14 protein-coding genes are annotated in these 15,103 nt (G+C 46.2%); 7 read left to right on the top strand and 7 right to left on the bottom strand.

What is annotated here, in order from left to right; translation table 11 throughout:
• Nucleotides 1-2: 2 nt before the first annotated feature.
• On the bottom strand, nucleotides 3-608 hold the full coding sequence (locus CALK_RS00540) for an IMP cyclohydrolase (protein WP_022635682.1): 606 nt from the start codon (nucleotides 606-608) through the stop codon (nucleotides 3-5).
• 13 nt (nucleotides 609-621) lie between these two features.
• Nucleotides 622-1,317 (bottom strand): hypothetical protein, encoded by a 696-nt coding sequence (locus CALK_RS00535; RefSeq protein ID WP_022635681.1) that lies wholly within the window; start codon nucleotides 1,315-1,317, stop codon nucleotides 622-624.
• Nucleotides 1,318-1,472: 155 nt separating this feature from the next.
• Here CALK_RS00535 and CALK_RS00530 point away from each other — a divergent pair, with 155 nt between their 5' ends.
• The 4 genes from CALK_RS00530 (at nucleotide 1,473) to CALK_RS00515 (ending at nucleotide 5,944) form a co-directional block, all read left to right on the top strand.
• Complete coding sequence (locus tag CALK_RS00530) at nucleotides 1,473-2,624, top strand: cytochrome c biogenesis CcdA family protein (protein WP_022635680.1); 1,152 nt, start codon at nucleotides 1,473-1,475, stop codon at nucleotides 2,622-2,624.
• Between the two features lie 68 nt (nucleotides 2,625-2,692).
• Nucleotides 2,693-4,534, top strand: a complete 1,842-nt coding sequence (ilvD, locus tag CALK_RS00525) for a dihydroxy-acid dehydratase (RefSeq protein WP_022635679.1) — start codon at nucleotides 2,693-2,695, stop codon at nucleotides 4,532-4,534.
• A 1-nt stretch (nucleotide 4,535) separates the two neighbouring features.
• The gene (gene hslO / locus CALK_RS00520; protein WP_022635678.1) at nucleotides 4,536-5,420 is read left to right on the top strand and encodes an Hsp33 family molecular chaperone HslO; all 885 of its coding nucleotides are present in this window, start codon (nucleotides 4,536-4,538) and stop codon (nucleotides 5,418-5,420) included.
• On the top strand, nucleotides 5,417-5,944 hold the full coding sequence (locus tag CALK_RS00515) for an STAS domain-containing protein (RefSeq protein ID WP_022635677.1): 528 nt from the start codon (nucleotides 5,417-5,419) through the stop codon (nucleotides 5,942-5,944). Before hslO ends, CALK_RS00515 begins: the two co-directional genes overlap by 4 nt.
• On the opposite strand, the gene CALK_RS00510 is transcribed toward CALK_RS00515, so the two are convergent.
• Entirely contained in the window at nucleotides 5,941-6,960 is a 1,020-nt protein-coding gene (locus CALK_RS00510) for an adenosine kinase (RefSeq protein ID WP_022635676.1), read from the bottom strand. The two genes, CALK_RS00515 and CALK_RS00510, sit on opposite strands and share 4 nt — an antisense overlap.
• A 54-nt stretch (nucleotides 6,961-7,014) precedes the next feature.
• On the opposite strand from CALK_RS00510, the gene thiL reads away from it, so the two are divergent.
• On the top strand, nucleotides 7,015-7,971 hold the full coding sequence (thiL, locus tag CALK_RS00505) for a thiamine-phosphate kinase (RefSeq protein ID WP_022635675.1): 957 nt from the start codon (nucleotides 7,015-7,017) through the stop codon (nucleotides 7,969-7,971).
• On the top strand, nucleotides 7,972-9,021 hold the full coding sequence (locus tag CALK_RS00500) for a class I SAM-dependent methyltransferase (protein ID WP_022635674.1): 1,050 nt from the start codon (nucleotides 7,972-7,974) through the stop codon (nucleotides 9,019-9,021).
• Here CALK_RS00500 and CALK_RS00495 read toward each other — a convergent pair.
• Together CALK_RS00495 and CALK_RS00490 are read right to left on the bottom strand one after the other, a co-directional pair.
• Nucleotides 8,990-9,508 (bottom strand): DUF4416 family protein, encoded by a 519-nt coding sequence (locus CALK_RS00495; RefSeq protein WP_022635673.1) that lies wholly within the window; start codon nucleotides 9,506-9,508, stop codon nucleotides 8,990-8,992. The two genes, CALK_RS00500 and CALK_RS00495, sit on opposite strands and share 32 nt — an antisense overlap.
• On the bottom strand, nucleotides 9,508-10,518 hold the full coding sequence (locus tag CALK_RS00490) for a 7-cyano-7-deazaguanine synthase (protein WP_022635672.1): 1,011 nt from the start codon (nucleotides 10,516-10,518) through the stop codon (nucleotides 9,508-9,510). The genes CALK_RS00495 and CALK_RS00490 overlap by 1 nt, the downstream gene beginning before the upstream one ends.
• Nucleotides 10,519-10,629: 111 nt before the next feature.
• On the opposite strand from CALK_RS00490, the gene CALK_RS00485 reads away from it, so the two are divergent.
• Nucleotides 10,630-12,666: a S8 family serine peptidase gene (locus CALK_RS00485; RefSeq protein ID WP_022635671.1), complete on the top strand. Its 2,037-nt coding sequence runs from the start codon at nucleotides 10,630-10,632 to the stop codon at nucleotides 12,664-12,666.
• Between the two features lie 16 nt (nucleotides 12,667-12,682).
• Here CALK_RS00485 and CALK_RS00480 read toward each other — a convergent pair whose 3' ends face one another.
• Together CALK_RS00480 and CALK_RS00475 are read right to left on the bottom strand one after the other, a co-directional pair.
• The gene (locus tag CALK_RS00480; RefSeq protein ID WP_022635670.1) at nucleotides 12,683-14,629 is read right to left on the bottom strand and encodes an aconitate hydratase; all 1,947 of its coding nucleotides are present in this window, start codon (nucleotides 14,627-14,629) and stop codon (nucleotides 12,683-12,685) included.
• Between the two features lie 14 nt (nucleotides 14,630-14,643).
• On the bottom strand, nucleotides 14,644-14,934 hold the full coding sequence (locus CALK_RS00475; protein WP_022635669.1) for a Dabb family protein: 291 nt from the start codon (nucleotides 14,932-14,934) through the stop codon (nucleotides 14,644-14,646).
• Between the last annotated feature and the right edge of the window lie 169 nt (nucleotides 14,935-15,103).

Genomic DNA, 15,103 nt, shown 5'->3' with positions numbered 1-15,103 from the left:
CTTTATTTTTCAATAACTGTCTGAAGATAGTCTGTAATAGCCCGATCATATGCGGCCGTATGGGCAAAGGCTTTTACAGCAAGGTATTGTCGGGTCTTTTCGGTAATGCCTCCATGCTTCGAGAGCTCGTCCATCACGAGGGAGTAATCATCAGGATCGACAACAATGGTCACAAAGGCATGGTTTTTTGCTGAACTGCGGACCATTGTCGGTCCACCAATATCAATATTTTCAATTGCATCAACGAAAGAAACGTCTCTTTGTGCTACGGTTTTTTCAAAGGGGTAGAGATTCACCACTACTAAATCAATAGGTTCTATGCAATTCGCGCGCATATCTTCCTGGTGAGCGGGAATATCACGGTTTGCCAAGATGCCCCCATGAATTTTAGGATGTAATGTTTTCACACGCCCATCCATGATTTCAGGATGTCCTGTATAAGAGTCTACAGAACGTACTGGGATACCTTCTTCGCCTAAGACACGCGAAGTGCCCCCGGTAGAAAGGATTTCCACACCGTTGCTCTGTAAAAAGGCGGCAAGGGTGTGCACATCGCGTTTATCTGAAACACTAATTAGAGCTCTTGTTATTGTACGTATATTACTCATGTTTTTTTATTCCTTATCGGTAACTTCGCTCACGACCTTGGCTATCAACGGTTTCACGGACCTCAACTTTTACGTCAATATCACGATGGTCTGCATTGTAGAAACGAGCTTGGTCAGAATCATTTCGGTCATAGGGTATTGCACCAAACCACGACACGTTTTCACCGGCACGAACTGACTGGTTCACGTCAATCACAACTTCGTGAAGTCGTCGTGAATTATCATAAAAAACAACATTCGCTGTAAAACGTTCTAAATGAGTTGCTGAGTTATTGGTAAATACAATATTGGCAGCAATATTTTGATCATCGTGGTGACGTTTGCTCAGAAGATTTGCCGTGATGGGAAAGGTCTCCCGTGGGGTCTCCGTAGACTCTCGAGGACGCGAGGTTTCCCCCGATGAACGCATCAGCATCTGCTGAAGGCTATCTGTAAGACGGCTGTAATAGCGTATGCTGTCTTCCTTATCATCTTGCAGTATTTCAAGTTCGCTTTCAAGAGTCAATTTTGCTTCACGTAACCGTCGGGCTTCTTCGGCAGATTGCTTGTATTCCTCAAGATCAGCTGTAAGATCGGCATTCTCCCGTCGCAATTTTGAGATCGTATCTTCTTGTTCACTCACTCGTGTTTGCAAGGTTCGGATCTGCTGACGACGACTTGCAAAGGCAAGGGTGGAACAAAGCAATAGAAGTATACAGGCTTTCAACATTTTTTCCTCCGACTGTTATGAAACTTACTTTTCTATGACAAAAATAGTACCCGTTTTAAGCAAAATGCAAATTCCCTGCATGATCGAGAGAAATAGCATGCCTGCACAATATATATTACCAATGCTGTTTCTATGAAAGAAATACGAGGTCTCCCATGAAAATCTCCGTCTTACTACTCTTCCTTTTCATGTTTTTTTCTCCTTCCTTGATAGGTGAAGAGGTACCGCAGGATAAAATGCCGGTTCACTTCTTTGGAGATGCCACTTGTAGGGATTGTCATCGCATTAAACAAACCGTACTTCTCCCCCTTGTGAAAAAACATGATGAAGATATTCATTTTATAGACCATGATCTCCAGAGGGACACCGCCCTACAGACACTTCTGCGATTTGAAAGGATTCATGCTATTGACGAGGGACATCCCATTGCGCTTTTTGTGGCAGATACCTTTCTCCTCGGTTTTCAGGATGTTGAAATAAAAGCAGCTCAGCTTATTTCCGAAAAAATAGAACAGCCTGAAACTCACCACTTCCTTACAAATCACCAGGGCATATCTTTCTCCTCCAGGGATGATGTACTTGGTGATGCGTATCGGGGGCTCTCCTTTTGGCTTGTAACCCTTGCCGGGCTTGCTGACGGTGTAAACCCCTGTGCTATTGCCACAATGATCTTTCTTATTTCATTTCTTGCAACGCAAAAGCTTTCTTTCAAACAGATGTTCCTTGTGGGACAAACCTATGTACTGGCTGTCTATATTACATACTTTTTTATAGGCTTAGGAGCATTTCATGCACTTCGTTTTTTTGACCAATTTCATCTCATATCAGAGATGATTCGTTGGACAGCCATCGTGTTATGCCTCACAATTGCTGCTCTTTCTATTCGGGATGGGATGGTATTTCACCGAACGAGGGATATTGGCCAGATAAAATTACAACTTTCAAACTCACTCAAACAGAAAATTCACCGAGCTATCAAAAAGCATCTGCAAGGACGCAATTTGTTTATCGGTGCTGCCTTAACAGGTTTCTTTGTAACCCTTTTCGAAACCATGTGTACAGCGCAAACCTATCTTCCCATACTGCGCGCCCTACCGACGCATGAGGAATATCGTGTACAGGGGTATGCGTATCTCGCCTACTACAACTTCCTGTTTATTGTCCCCTTACAGCTGGTTATGATCGCCACATACAAAGGAATGACCTGGAGCAGTCTTGCACAACGAACCCAGGGAAATATGGTGCTCTTAAAGTTTCTTATTGCAGCAGTTATGCTTATCTTGGCAATCTATCTTTTTCTTGGCTAATAAACAGGTTTACTGAATAAATAATTATATTACTCTACAACGAATATCTACGAAAACAAGGAGCTTTTATGGGCTTTACATTACGAAGCGATACCATTTTGAAAGGACGAAAAATGGCCGGGGCGCGTAGTCTTATGCGTGCAAACGGGATGAAAGATTCTCAAATGGGGAAACCGGTTATTGCCATAGCAAACTCCTTTACACAATTTGTGCCTGGCCATGTTCACTTGCATGAGGTTGGGCAATATGTAAAAAAAGAGATTGAAAAACTTGGTTGTTTTGCCGCAGAATTTAACACCATTGCTGTGGATGATGGCATTTCCATGGGGCATGGCGGAATGCTGTACTCCCTGCCTTCTCGAGAGCTTATCGCCGACTCCGTTGAGTACATGGCAAATGCTCATTGCGCAGATGCTCTTATCTGTATTCCCAATTGTGACAAGATCGTGCCGGGAATGCTGATGGCAGCCATGCGATTAAATATTCCTACCATCTTTGTATCCGGTGGTCCCATGGAGGCGGGGCGTTCAGGAGAACGAAAGCTTGATCTCGTGGATGCAATTGTCAGTGGTGCTGATGCTTCAGTATCTGAAGAAGAGCTCAAAGAGATTGAAGCCAATGCCTGCCCTACGTGCGGGTCCTGCTCTGGTATGTTTACAGCGAATTCAATGAATTCCCTTACAGAAGCTATCGGACTTGCCCTGCCTGGACAGGCAACGGTAGTGGCAACTCATAAAAAAAGAAGAGAGTATCTCGACAAGGGCGCTCGGCAAATTGTTGAAAATGCCAAGGCATACTATTTTGAAGGTGATACCAGTGTATTACCACGAAATATTGCGACACGTACTTCTTTTGAAAATGCCATGGCCCTCGATATTGCCATGGGAGGATCGACAAATACGGTTCTACATCTTCTTGCCATGGCCCAAAGTGCTGGGGTTGATTATACCATGAAAGATATGGATCGTCTTTCACGAAAGGTGCCATGTCTGAGTAAAGTAGCTCCCAATTCTCCCATATATCATATGGAAGATGTGAATCGAGCCGGAGGTATCATGGGTATTTTAGGTGAGCTGGATCGTGCCGGCCTTATAGATGGAACCACATCCCGAGTAGATCGCATGAGCTTGTCAGAAGCCTTAGATGCCTACGATATTATGCGTGATACCGTTTCTGATGAGGCCCTTGCAATATATAGTGCAGCTCCTGCTGGAGCCGTTTCCCGGACCATGGCATCACAAGATTCCTATTATGAAAGCCTTGATAAAGACCGCGAAAATGGATGTATTCGGAGTGTAGAGCATGCGTATACAAAAGAAGGTGGCTTAGCGGTTCTTTTCGGCAATATTGCAGAAAAGGGATGTGTTGTTAAAACTGCCGGTGTGGATGAATCCATCTATACCTTTTCTGGGACAGCTCGTGTCTTTGACTCCCAAGATCTTGCTTGTGAGGCTATTCTTGATGACAAGGTGTCTGCAGGAGATGTGGTTGTTATTCGGTATGAAGGACCTGCTGGGGGGCCCGGTATGCAGGAGATGCTCTATCCCACTTCTTTTTTAAAGGGAAAACAGCTTGGGTCGAAATGTGCACTCATAACTGATGGACGCTTTTCCGGCGGTACATCTGGACTTTCTATTGGCCATATTTCTCCCGAAGCGGTTTCAGGTGGTGCGATTGCTCTTATTCGTGATGGAGATACTATTTCAATATCCATTGAAGAGAGACGCATCTCCCTTGATGTTTCAGCGGAGGAGCTTCAAAAACGCCGTACTGAAGAGGACGCCAAGGGAGATGAAGCGTTTCGTCCGGTGCGCGAACGGAAGATCTCTGACTCCTTAAAACTCTACGGATATTTCGCGCAATCTGCCGATATGGGAGCAGTAAGAAAACTTCCTCAGGATTATCTCTAAAATGGCAGGAACACTTCTTACGAGCATCTCTCAATCGGGGGGTGTTCGTTGTATTGTGGCAAACACAACAGACCCTATTACCACTCTCTTTGCGGAACAAAAACCTGCGACTCTCTCAGGAATAATGCTGGGAAGGGCCCTCACAGCTGCAGCCCTTATGGGAAGTACCATGAAAACGGGACAGCGAGTGGGGCTGGTTTTTGAAGGTGCTGGGCCACTCGGTAAAATAGTTACAGAGGGTGATGCACAGGGGCATATCAGAGGGGTTGTTCACAACGACTCCCTTGACTTTAATTCCATGACGGCCGTGGATGAACAGATTCGTACCTCCTTGGGCGTTCCTGGAATACTCTCTGTGGTAAAAGACATGGGACTTAAAACACCATACCGGGGTAGTGTAGCCCTTCAGTCCGGTGAGATTGGGGATGATCTTGCGCACTATCTAACAGAGTCGGAACAGATTCCATCGGCAGTATCCGTTGGGGTAATACCCGATGTGGATGGAGTTTCTTTGGAGGCAGCAGGTGGGTTCCTTGTACAAGCACTTCCCAACGAGGGAGGACGTGTTGCCCCTGATGAAATAGAAAGTATCAGTGAGTTTATAGAAAAACTTCCTCCTGTAACAGAGCTGTTACGACAAGGTGCAGGAGTGGAAGAGCTTACCAGTCAAATATTTGGAACCGTTCCGTATACCATACTTGGAGCCAGACCTGTTACCTACTCATGTCTTTGTAACAGAAAGAAATCGATTAAACGAATTGCTCAACTCCCATCTTCAGAAATTGCGGATATCTTTGATCGTGATACTTGTGTAGAAATTCAATGCGAATATTGCAAAAAAACGTATACTATTACAGAAGATGAAGTGAAAGGGTACTCACCATGAGTGAAGCCAATATCTCCTATGCCTTTCTTGATAAAACCGGATGTGTCATAAAGCTTTCCGGTGCAATTAAGTATGCCACGGTTGCACCAAGCTTTGAACAGTTTATTGATGAACTTTCAACGAAAACTGAAGTTAATAATATCGTGATTGATATGCGTGATTGTACCTACATTGACAGCACTGATCTCGGCTTGCTTGCACGAATTGCTCTGTATCAGATTAATAAAAAAGACTCTCCCCAGCCGGTTATTGTGTATAAACAAGGAAGCGATATACAAAAGATACTTGAGGATATTGGGTTTTCTCGTGTATTCAAAATGGTAAATACTCTTGAAGTTTCTACGGAGAATTTCACCACTGTTGAAAATACGGGGGTGCAAAACGAGCTTAACATGGCAAAGCTTATGATAGACTCTCATGAGAAGCTCTTAGAAATTGACCCAGAGAACGAGAAGAAGTTTAGTACGGTGATCCGTCTCATGAAGGAGAACCTTACCATGCTTGAAGAGAACGGAGATACTTAAGCGCCTTGAAGAGCGCGCCACTCTCGACGAATGTACTCCCATTTCTCTTCAGGAATTTGCGCCCCTTGTACTTGACATACTTCATATCCACAGAGAGAACCAAGCCTTCCCGCTGTATCAATTGATGCCCCATGCAAATACGCATAGAGAAAACCGGCAGCCCAGAGATCTCCTGCACCGGTGGTATCAACCGGAGCGTGTGACATCGTAACAGGAGGAATATCGTAGAGGGTTTCCTGAGTGAAAATGAGACTCCCTCGGCTTCCCTGCTTTACTACTGCGATGGTGGTGTCTTCTGATAGGGATCGTACGGCTGCTTCGTCATCTTTTGCGCCAGTGTAGGCACGTGCTTCTTCTTCATTGGCAAAGACAATATCAACATAGGTACGAACAAAGTATTGGAAGGCCTCTCTATCTGATTCTACAACGGTAAAACTTGCTAGATCAAGTGAAATAAGTCGATTTTTCCGACGGGCTGCTTCTGCTACGGAAATAATGAGATCTCGGTTAAAAAAGAGATACCCTTCGATATGTACAAGTCCACAAGAGCTAAACATCTTTTCTGTAATATCAGCAGGGGCTGTATCGGCTGAAGCCCCAAGGAAGGTTTGCATAGACCGTTCACCGTCCGGGGTTACTATGGAAAGCACTCTTCCCGTGGGAGTATCTTTCTCCAAGAGGCATGGTGAAACACCACGGAGGCAGAGATGCTCTGTGAGTAATCTTCCCGTGGAGTCTTTTCCAATTGATCCAACAAACGAAGCTGCTCCCCCTAGTTTTGCATATCCCGTTATGGTATTGCATGCTGATCCGCCAGGACTTTTTTGTACCGTTCCCTCTGTAGCAGCGAGGAGCTCAGCTATTCTTTCATTTGACACAAGGGTCATTCCTCCCCGAGTAATACGGTGATGTTCAATAAATGCTTCAGACTCTGCACTGATATAGTCCATAAGAGCTGCGCCGACGCCTGTAATAGCCTGTATATCCTCTGACTTTCCCGAGAGATCCATTCCCATGTCTGTGGTCCTTTTATATATTACAAAAAATCTATTTATCCTAATATAAACTACATGATAGATGAAAAGAAAGTAATCGATCAAATATCTGCACAATTTGCAGACACCGGTTCAGCCCCTTTCCTTCAACGGATCGGTGATGATTGCGCTGTACGTTCCGTTGACGGGGGGTATCACTTATACAGTGCTGATGTACTTGTTGAGAATGTGCACTTTTCACACTCATACATGACTCTTTTCGAGATTGGGCGAAAAACCGCTGCTGTCAATATCAGCGATATTGCGGCCATGGGAGGAATACCGGACTCTCTTACTATACAGCTTGTCTGCCCTCCCATTGAAAATCTTGCCGACGCCATTAAAGAGCTCTATTCCGGAATTCATGAGTTATGCGAAACATACCAAATCACCCTTGCCGGTGGAGATCTTTCCAGAGGCCCCTGTTGGGTTATTGCCTGCTCAATTGTAGGTACGCAAAACACCCGTGTGGTATATCGTGAAGGGGCAACAATCGGCGATGAACTATGGGTAACAGGTACTCCGGGGTTAAGCAGCCTCGGCTTTGATATTCTTCAGCGACACGGGCGCATAAAAGCAGAAAAACTGGCTCCTCATGCGGTGAGAGCTCACGTTTCTCCATCTCCCCAGGTGAAAGCAGGGCAATTGCTTGCGGCGTGCCATGATGTTCATGCCATGATTGATGTATCTGACGGTATTGCCAAGGAAGCACGTCTGCTCTCTAATTCCTGTGGGAAAGGTGCGTGTATCTATGTGCCATCAACCATCAAGAAGAAATTACAGCACCCGGAATCTCTGCAGGCACCGGAACACTACTTTCTTTCAGGAGGTGAAGATTATGAGCTTCTTTTTGCAACCGCTCCGGGATTTATACCTCCGCCAGAAGTCTCTTGCATGCAGATTGGCCATATTATCGATACTCCCGGTATCTTTCAAATAGATGGGACTCCCTGGCAAGAATCACCTTGGGATCATTTTTCAGGAGAAGCATAGGTGGCTCAAGATAAATTTATTCGATTTCTGAGAAAAAACGCGCTTCCCCATGTGGATATACACACCCTGATAATGGAAGAGTACCGTCCCGAACTTTTTAATGCGCTTCTGGAAATCTTTCCCCATATAAATCTCAAAACAAGCAATTTTGCCTTATCATGCCATGCCCAAGAGCACAACGTAGAAACCTCTTTTTCCCACTTTCCGTGCCCCTCTTCTCCCGAACCATGCCTCCTGATACTTTCGCCGTGTAGCAGACGCAACAAAGAGCTCTATTCCTCCCTCTGTGAAATCGGACCTGTATCTCAGCTCTGGGTTGTCGGTGAAACAAACCGGGGAGTAAAGTCTTTTGCGAAACAGTTCAACTGTCAATCTCATGCTGTTGGTGGCGGTGGTAGAATCCTTGCTCCCCTTCAAGAGCCCCCCACAGCCCTCTGTCGAGAGTATGCACATACTTCGTACTCTTTTCTTGGAAGATCCATAGAGGTAGTCACCTGTCCCGGGCTATTTTCTCACGGGAAAGTAGATCGAGGCACGCAACTACTGCTCTCCGTGCTTGAAGATATTACACTTACAGGAAAATATGTGCTTGATTTGGGATGCGGCTCCGGTGTTCTCTCCCGTGCGGCCCTCATTAAAAATGCCGCCTCTGTGTGGGCGACAGATATCTCCGCCGTAGCCTTGGATATGACGCAGAAAAACGTCTCTCCCCACTCTGCTGCCATGACAACATCTCCTTCGACCATGGGAAACACCATTGATACAACCTTCACGGTTATTTTGACCAACCCACCCTTTCATACGGGAAAAACCTGCGTACATACCATGGCTGCTCCGTGGATGAGAGCGGTGAAACGCCTGTTAGACCTTGAGGGTACAGCCTATGTGGTGGCAAATAGTTTTCTCCCCTATGAAGAATATGCCCTTCAGTATTTTACCACCTGTTCTATCGTGAGAAAAGAAGCGGGCTTTACGGTGTATGAAATACGAGGGCACAGAGAAGGGAGAACAAAAGAGTTTACTTCTGCAACAAGCTGTTTCGTTCCGTAAGAATCAAATTTTGTACTTCCGGAAGTACGTAGTCTTGATAGGTCCATGAAAATTCTTTCACTCGTTTATTGCGAAAATGTAAGGTAACTTCTGCAAAAATGCCCCGTCGAAGGTAGATTCGGTGAAAAAAATTCTTTGCTGATGCCAAGACAAATTTTTCCGTGGCGAGATATCCAGGATCAAGATTAATTCTTCGTTTTCCCTTCACGCTCATTTGTCCCTCGATCTCATTAGTGTAAACCTTAATATCAGGAAGTTGATCACGATCAATGAGGTGATTAAAAAAGAAATAGCGTTTCCACACCTCTCCCCCCATTTCTGTATCATAATACGGGGAAATGCTACTAAAACGGACGGGGCCACAGGATGATTTTATTTTTCCAAAGCGATACTCTAATGTTTCCAATCCGTCCTGTAAACAGGAAGCATCGGTATACATAACTCCCATAAAGAGTAATACTTTTTCGGGGGTGCGTTCCTGTGCCATTAAAGCAACCGCTCTTGGCAAAACTGAGATGAGGCAGGGGTGACCACACAGGACATTGAGGAACCTTCAGGAGTGTCTACTAACACCTCTGTTTGTGTATTTTGTCGTTCTTTGGAATACCGTGCAAGAATGGCCCCAGCCTCCTCGTAGAGCTTCTTTGTAAGCGGTATCTGAGAAATCAATACCCCCAAGGGTCCTTCCGTGTGAGCCATACGAAGTGTCGGATACGAGGCGTCATTTCTTTCTAGGTAGGCAAGAATTCGCTGATTATCACGGTCATCCCGTCCAACGATACAACAAACCTCTTTCGATACAAGAACATAGCGTCCCACAGAGAGTAGCTGAAACAAAAGAAGGTTCATACCAAAGTTCTTTTCAATATAATGATATCGACGAGCAAATTCTTTCTCTGTTAATATACATCCACCACCGGGGGTTTGAGAGCGAAGGTCATATTTCCGGAGAAGTTCCTGTTGCATTTTGCGGGAGCGTCCTGAGATAGCAAAAAGACTTTTCCGATCTACCCAGCCTTCTTTTTCGGGAATGGTCGGCTCAAGATACTGGGCAGAGAGCGGACGCAGAAGCAATCCGTGTAAGTCGGCCTGTTCTTCAATTAGTGGCATGAGTTCAAGACGTTGAGACATGGGACGCTGGCCAACAACTTCGCCAGTTACTAGGAAGTCAAAACCGTGTTCTTTCATGTACTGCTTTGCCCGGCGTAACCGGAAGATCCGGCAGTCTATGCAGGGATTTACCGCGCTTCCCGTGCCATAATGATTTTCCCGAACCATGGTGAGAAATTCAGCTCCCTCCATGAGAATATGAAGGGGAAGATGTAACTGTTCCGCGTAGGTCCGTACAGACTCATGGGTATTTCCCGCGTACGAGTCAAAGGGAAGTACAAAATGGAGTAATTCAACTTCGACTCCCTGTTCTTTCATTACCTGTGCTGCAACGACTGAATCGAGTCCTCCGGAAAAAAGAACCAAGCACCGTGCCTGCCTATTCATAACACCTCCTTTGCCCCCTAAAATATACTTCTGCACAGAAAAATGTAATAGGCTCTTTTTGTTACACTCATGATGATTCGTAACGTACTTTATTAAAGGAGGATCTATTCTATGAAACCTGTCTGTATTATACTACTCATTTCTTTGTATGTCTTTGCTGGCAAATCTGCTCTGACAGCAGTGTATGAAGCTATGGGAATAGACCCCATGCCCGGCATTTTGCATAGGACGCCCGCGTTGCGGCAGGAGAATTATTCCCGCGTACGTAGAAGAAATGACTCAACTCTTTCAGGGTGGTTTTCAACAACGTCTCTACGGTCGATACATCCCCAAAGCTATTTTGAAGCAGCACGGTTTTTGGAACCGCTGCTCGACTCTGCCCGTGCCCAAACACAACTTTCTACGCCCCCGCTATACAAAGAATCTCCCCTAGGGGGAAAGGGAGTTGTCCTTGGTGTTGTCGATGTGGGCTTTGACTACACTCACCCTGCCTTTCGTGATACAACCGGCCAGCTGCGAATTCTTGCTGCTTGGGACCAGCAAAGCACCGAGGGCCCCACCCCAAGCCCGTGGGAATACGGGAGTGAATACCGTGGGGAACGAGAAATACGTGCGGCCAAGCACGATTCACAACGGGAAAGTTCCCATGGCACTCATGTAGCTGCAATTATGGGAGGCTCTCTCGTAAAAGGGGCAGAATCGTACCAAGGTGTTGCACCGGAGGGTGGCTTTGTTTTTGTTACCACAGACTTTTCAGAAGTAGGTATTGTAGATGCGGTAGAGTATATTTTTGCAGAGGCAGAACGTCTCAATCTTCCTGCGGTGGTAAATTTGAGTCTTGGCTCTTCCTTTGGCCCCCACGATGGAACATCCTTTGTTGACCGGATGCATAAAAAATATAATGGACCGGGACGAATTATTGTGTCGGCTGCGGGAAACAGTGGGCATCATCGCCGTTTTGTGCAGGGGCGAGTCAAGGAAGATACCCCCTTTAAAACCGTAACCCCACTTCCCTGGAGGAGTAAATATGTTGATTTCTGGATTGAAGAGGGTGCAAATATTGAAGTAACCCCCTCTTTGTATACTATGGATGGTGTACGAAAACATACTCTTAAACCGTTTACCCCGGGTATCCCCTACGCTGACACCCTTGTTTCTGGGGATGATACTCTGCAGATATTCGGAGGATATGAAAAGGAAAACCCCTTTAATCAAAAGATGAACTATCTATTTTTATTGCGGAATAATGAAAGCTCTCTCTATACCCGCTATTATTTTGGCGTCACAATTACGGGTGCTGCCGGTTCTATTATGGGATGGAACGCCTACTACTCTTCTTTTCTCTCTCTTGGTAAAGAGGGGTATCAAAGAGGTGATACTGTGCATACCCTGATTGACGGCGGTGGTACCAGTCCGGGAGCACTTACCGTAGGTGCGTGGGTTTCCAAAGATTCCTTTATAAATACTGCTGGGAAAAAGCAGGAGGTAAATCATCCCGAACGTCTCTTTGATAAGGCACACTTTACCAGTATTGGCCCAACCATAGATGGGCGAAACAAACCTGAAATAACAGCTCCTGGGCATGGCGTTGTATCGGCATACAACTCCTTTAATACAACCCATACAGACAGCTCGCAGGTTGTTGCACGTATACCGTATGAATCCCGAACATACTCCTACGGGGTAAAGTCTGGAACCTCCATGGCAACGCCCTTTGTGAGCGGAGCCGCAGCTCTTCTTTTGGAAATAGACGCAACCCTTTCGCGAGAAACCATCCTCGAAATACTGTATGAAAGTGCTCGTCGAGATGAGTATACCGGTCCAGCACGGAATGCATCATATGATTCATGGGGAGCTGGCAAAATAGATGTAGCAAAGGCTATTATGGAAGCCGCAGCTCGAAAAGATGGATCACGGGATGAGCCGCTCCTCCTTTTAGATGAGATATTGTGGTATAATAATCAATTATTTACCACGAGTAAGGAGATACACTCCGTAGAAGTGTACACAGTCAAAGGGAGAAGAATTATGAAGAAAGAAGTCTCCCCGAGGAGACTTCTTTCTTTAGCGCATATTTCGCCGCAAATACTTTTTCTTCGATTTCACACTACACGCGGAACCGTTGAAACTCGCATTCGGGTACGCTGAGGTACCCGAAGAATTGTTATGATAAAATACCCTCACGGACAGCATTAATCTTTCCCCCCGCACGGAGAAGCTTTCTGTCCATATCGGTCAGTTCGAGTTTCAGGACTATTTCCCGATCCCCCACTTTCATGGACACACGCTCTGATCCCGATTCCACGGCATCACGGATATGCTCCACAGAGAGGGTGTTCCCCTGTGAAATGGTATCATAGTCAGCAGGATTTTCAAAAACTGCGGGCACAATGCCAAAGTTGATAAGGTTTGCCTTGTGAATCCGCTCCATGGAGCGGGCCACAACAAGCTTTACCCCAAGGTACATGGGACAGATAGCCGCATGTTCCCGCGATGACCCCTGTCCATAGGAATCACCGGCAATGATGACATTATCCACACCGGCCTTCTTATTCTTCATACATTTTTTGAAAAAATCGGGATCATTGCGTTCAAAGACAAACTCCGAATATTTCGGAATATTTGAACGGTATTTGAGCCTGCTTCCCGCGGGCATAATATGATCCGTGGTGATCTTATCTCCCACCACGATAGTCGCTTCACCGCACAGGGATTCATCAAGGGGGGCCTTATCAGGGGGATTTCCGATATTGGGGCCGCGTTGTACTGTAATGGAGGAACCATCCTCAGCAGGGGCAACAATCATGGAGTCATCAATATCAAACTTTTCAGGAAGACTGAAGCGGGGATACTCCTCTTGGGCAAAATATTCCCGGGGATCAACCACTGTACCAGCCAAGGCAATAGCCGCAGCAGTTTCGGGGGATACAAGATAGATATCGGCACTGTTGGTTCCGCTTCGACCATAAAAATTACGGTTTGAAGTACGAAAGGAAACGGCGTCTGTCCTGGGAGCCTGTGAGTTTCCAATACAAAAACCGCAGGCTGTTTCAAGGACCCGCCCCCCCCCGGCAATAAGTTTTGCCAGGGAACCATCCTTTGCCGTCATCTCCATCACCTGCTTTGAACCGGCGGCAATACCAAAGGAGATATTCTCTGCGATATGTTTTCCTGCAACGGCTTCTGCCGTAACATAGATATCCCGCAGGGATCCATTGGTACAGGAACCCACCAATACCTGATCCACGGGGGTACCAGCGATATCGGCAACACGTTTAATATTTCCCGGAGAATGGGGACATGCCACCATGGGCTCCAGGGTGGAGAGATCAAGATCAATAATGCGGTCATACTCTGCATCGGCATCGGCGGTAATCTCACACCAGTCACTGCCCCGCTCCTGTGCCTCAAGAAAGAGGCGAGTCACCTCATCGGAAGGAAAAACAGAGGTGGTGGCACCGGTCTCAGCACCCATATTTGTAATGGTGGCCCGCTCGGGAACAGAGAGATTGGCAATCCCTTCACCGCCGTATTCAATAATGGTGCCCACGTTTCCATGGGTGGAAACCTCTTCAAGCACCTTCAGAATAACATCCTTGGCGCTCACCCAGGGCTGAAGTTTCCCGGTGAGATTCACCTTCACCACCCGCGGATAGGTGAGACGAAAGGCTCCGCCCCCCATGGCAACAGCAACATCAAGGCCGCCGGCACCAATGGCAATCATTCCGATCCCTCCCCCCGTGGGCGTATGAGAATCGGATCCTAGGAGGGTTTTTCCCGGCACCCCGAATCGCTCCACATGGACCTGGTGGCAGATACCGTTACCTGGTTTTGAATAGTAGATTCCGTATTTTTTTGCAATACTCTGGAGATAGGCGTGATCATCGGCATTCTCAAACCCCTCCTGAATAGTATTGTGATCTACATAGGATACAGAGACCTCTGTCTGAACGCGGTCAAAGCCCATGGCTTCAAACTGCAAATAGGCCATGGTGCCCGTTGCATCCTGTGTAAGGGTCTGGTCTATGGTAATACCAACTTCGGTTCCCGCCTGAGGAACCCCTTCTACAATATGTGCGTCAATAATCTTTTGAACAACATTCTGTCCCATTGTTTCTCCTTATCTCACATCTCGGGGATTTCATAGTCTACAACACGTGTTTCCTGTGCATGGGCTTTTATAAATGAGGCCACAGCAACATGGGCAGGATGTTCTGCATAGGTGGCAAGATCATCACGATTTTTAAAGGATGAGTAAAGAACAAGATCCAGGGCTGCAGGACGGGAACTAATATTAACCCCCGCTTCAAATTTGCAAATCTCAGGGATCTGCGCGGGAAGCTCTTCTAAACGCTTCTTTGCTTCCTGTACCGTCTCATCACTGTCAAATTTCCACATTACAATATGTTTTAACACGGCGCCTCCTCAAAAAAAGTCATCCTAATATATTTTATGGACCTCGGGAGTTCCTACAGAAATCGCCCCGAGCACTCTCTTCTCAATTGTTCTCGCGGATACACTATTCAGGCGTGCAAAACATTCTTGCATTACAGCCTCTACGACACTGTGATAATGCCTGCTCAGC

Source organism: Chitinivibrio alkaliphilus ACht1 (assembly GCF_000474745.1).
Lineage (GTDB): Bacteria > Fibrobacterota > Chitinivibrionia > Chitinivibrionales > Chitinivibrionaceae > Chitinivibrio > Chitinivibrio alkaliphilus.
The sequence above is the reverse complement of the archived record's forward strand: the minus strand, read 5'-3'. Positions and strand labels throughout refer to the sequence as shown.

Bases quoted from the DNA above. Each gene is read 5' to 3' on its own strand.
- CALK_RS00540 (WP_022635682.1), bottom strand. From the start codon at position 608: ATGAGTAATATACGTACAATAACAAGAGCTCTAATTAGTGTTTCAGAT.
- CALK_RS00535 (WP_022635681.1), bottom strand. From the start codon at position 1,317: ATGTTGAAAGCCTGTATACTTCTATTGCTTTGTTCCACCCTTGCCTTT.
- CALK_RS00530 (WP_022635680.1), top strand. From the start codon at position 1,473: ATGAAAATCTCCGTCTTACTACTCTTCCTTTTCATGTTTTTTTCTCCT.
- ilvD (WP_022635679.1), top strand. From the start codon at position 2,693: ATGGGCTTTACATTACGAAGCGATACCATTTTGAAAGGACGAAAAATG.
- hslO (WP_022635678.1), top strand. From the start codon at position 4,536: ATGGCAGGAACACTTCTTACGAGCATCTCTCAATCGGGGGGTGTTCGT.
- CALK_RS00515 (WP_022635677.1), top strand. From the start codon at position 5,417: ATGAGTGAAGCCAATATCTCCTATGCCTTTCTTGATAAAACCGGATGT.
- CALK_RS00510 (WP_022635676.1), bottom strand. From the start codon at position 6,960: ATGGGAATGGATCTCTCGGGAAAGTCAGAGGATATACAGGCTATTACA.
- thiL (WP_022635675.1), top strand. From the start codon at position 7,015: ATGATAGATGAAAAGAAAGTAATCGATCAAATATCTGCACAATTTGCA.
- CALK_RS00495 (WP_022635673.1), bottom strand. From the start codon at position 9,508: ATGGCACAGGAACGCACCCCCGAAAAAGTATTACTCTTTATGGGAGTT.
- CALK_RS00490 (WP_022635672.1), bottom strand. From the start codon at position 10,518: ATGAATAGGCAGGCACGGTGCTTGGTTCTTTTTTCCGGAGGACTCGAT.
- CALK_RS00485 (WP_022635671.1), top strand. From the start codon at position 10,630: ATGAAACCTGTCTGTATTATACTACTCATTTCTTTGTATGTCTTTGCT.
- CALK_RS00480 (WP_022635670.1), bottom strand. From the start codon at position 14,629: ATGGGACAGAATGTTGTTCAAAAGATTATTGACGCACATATTGTAGAA.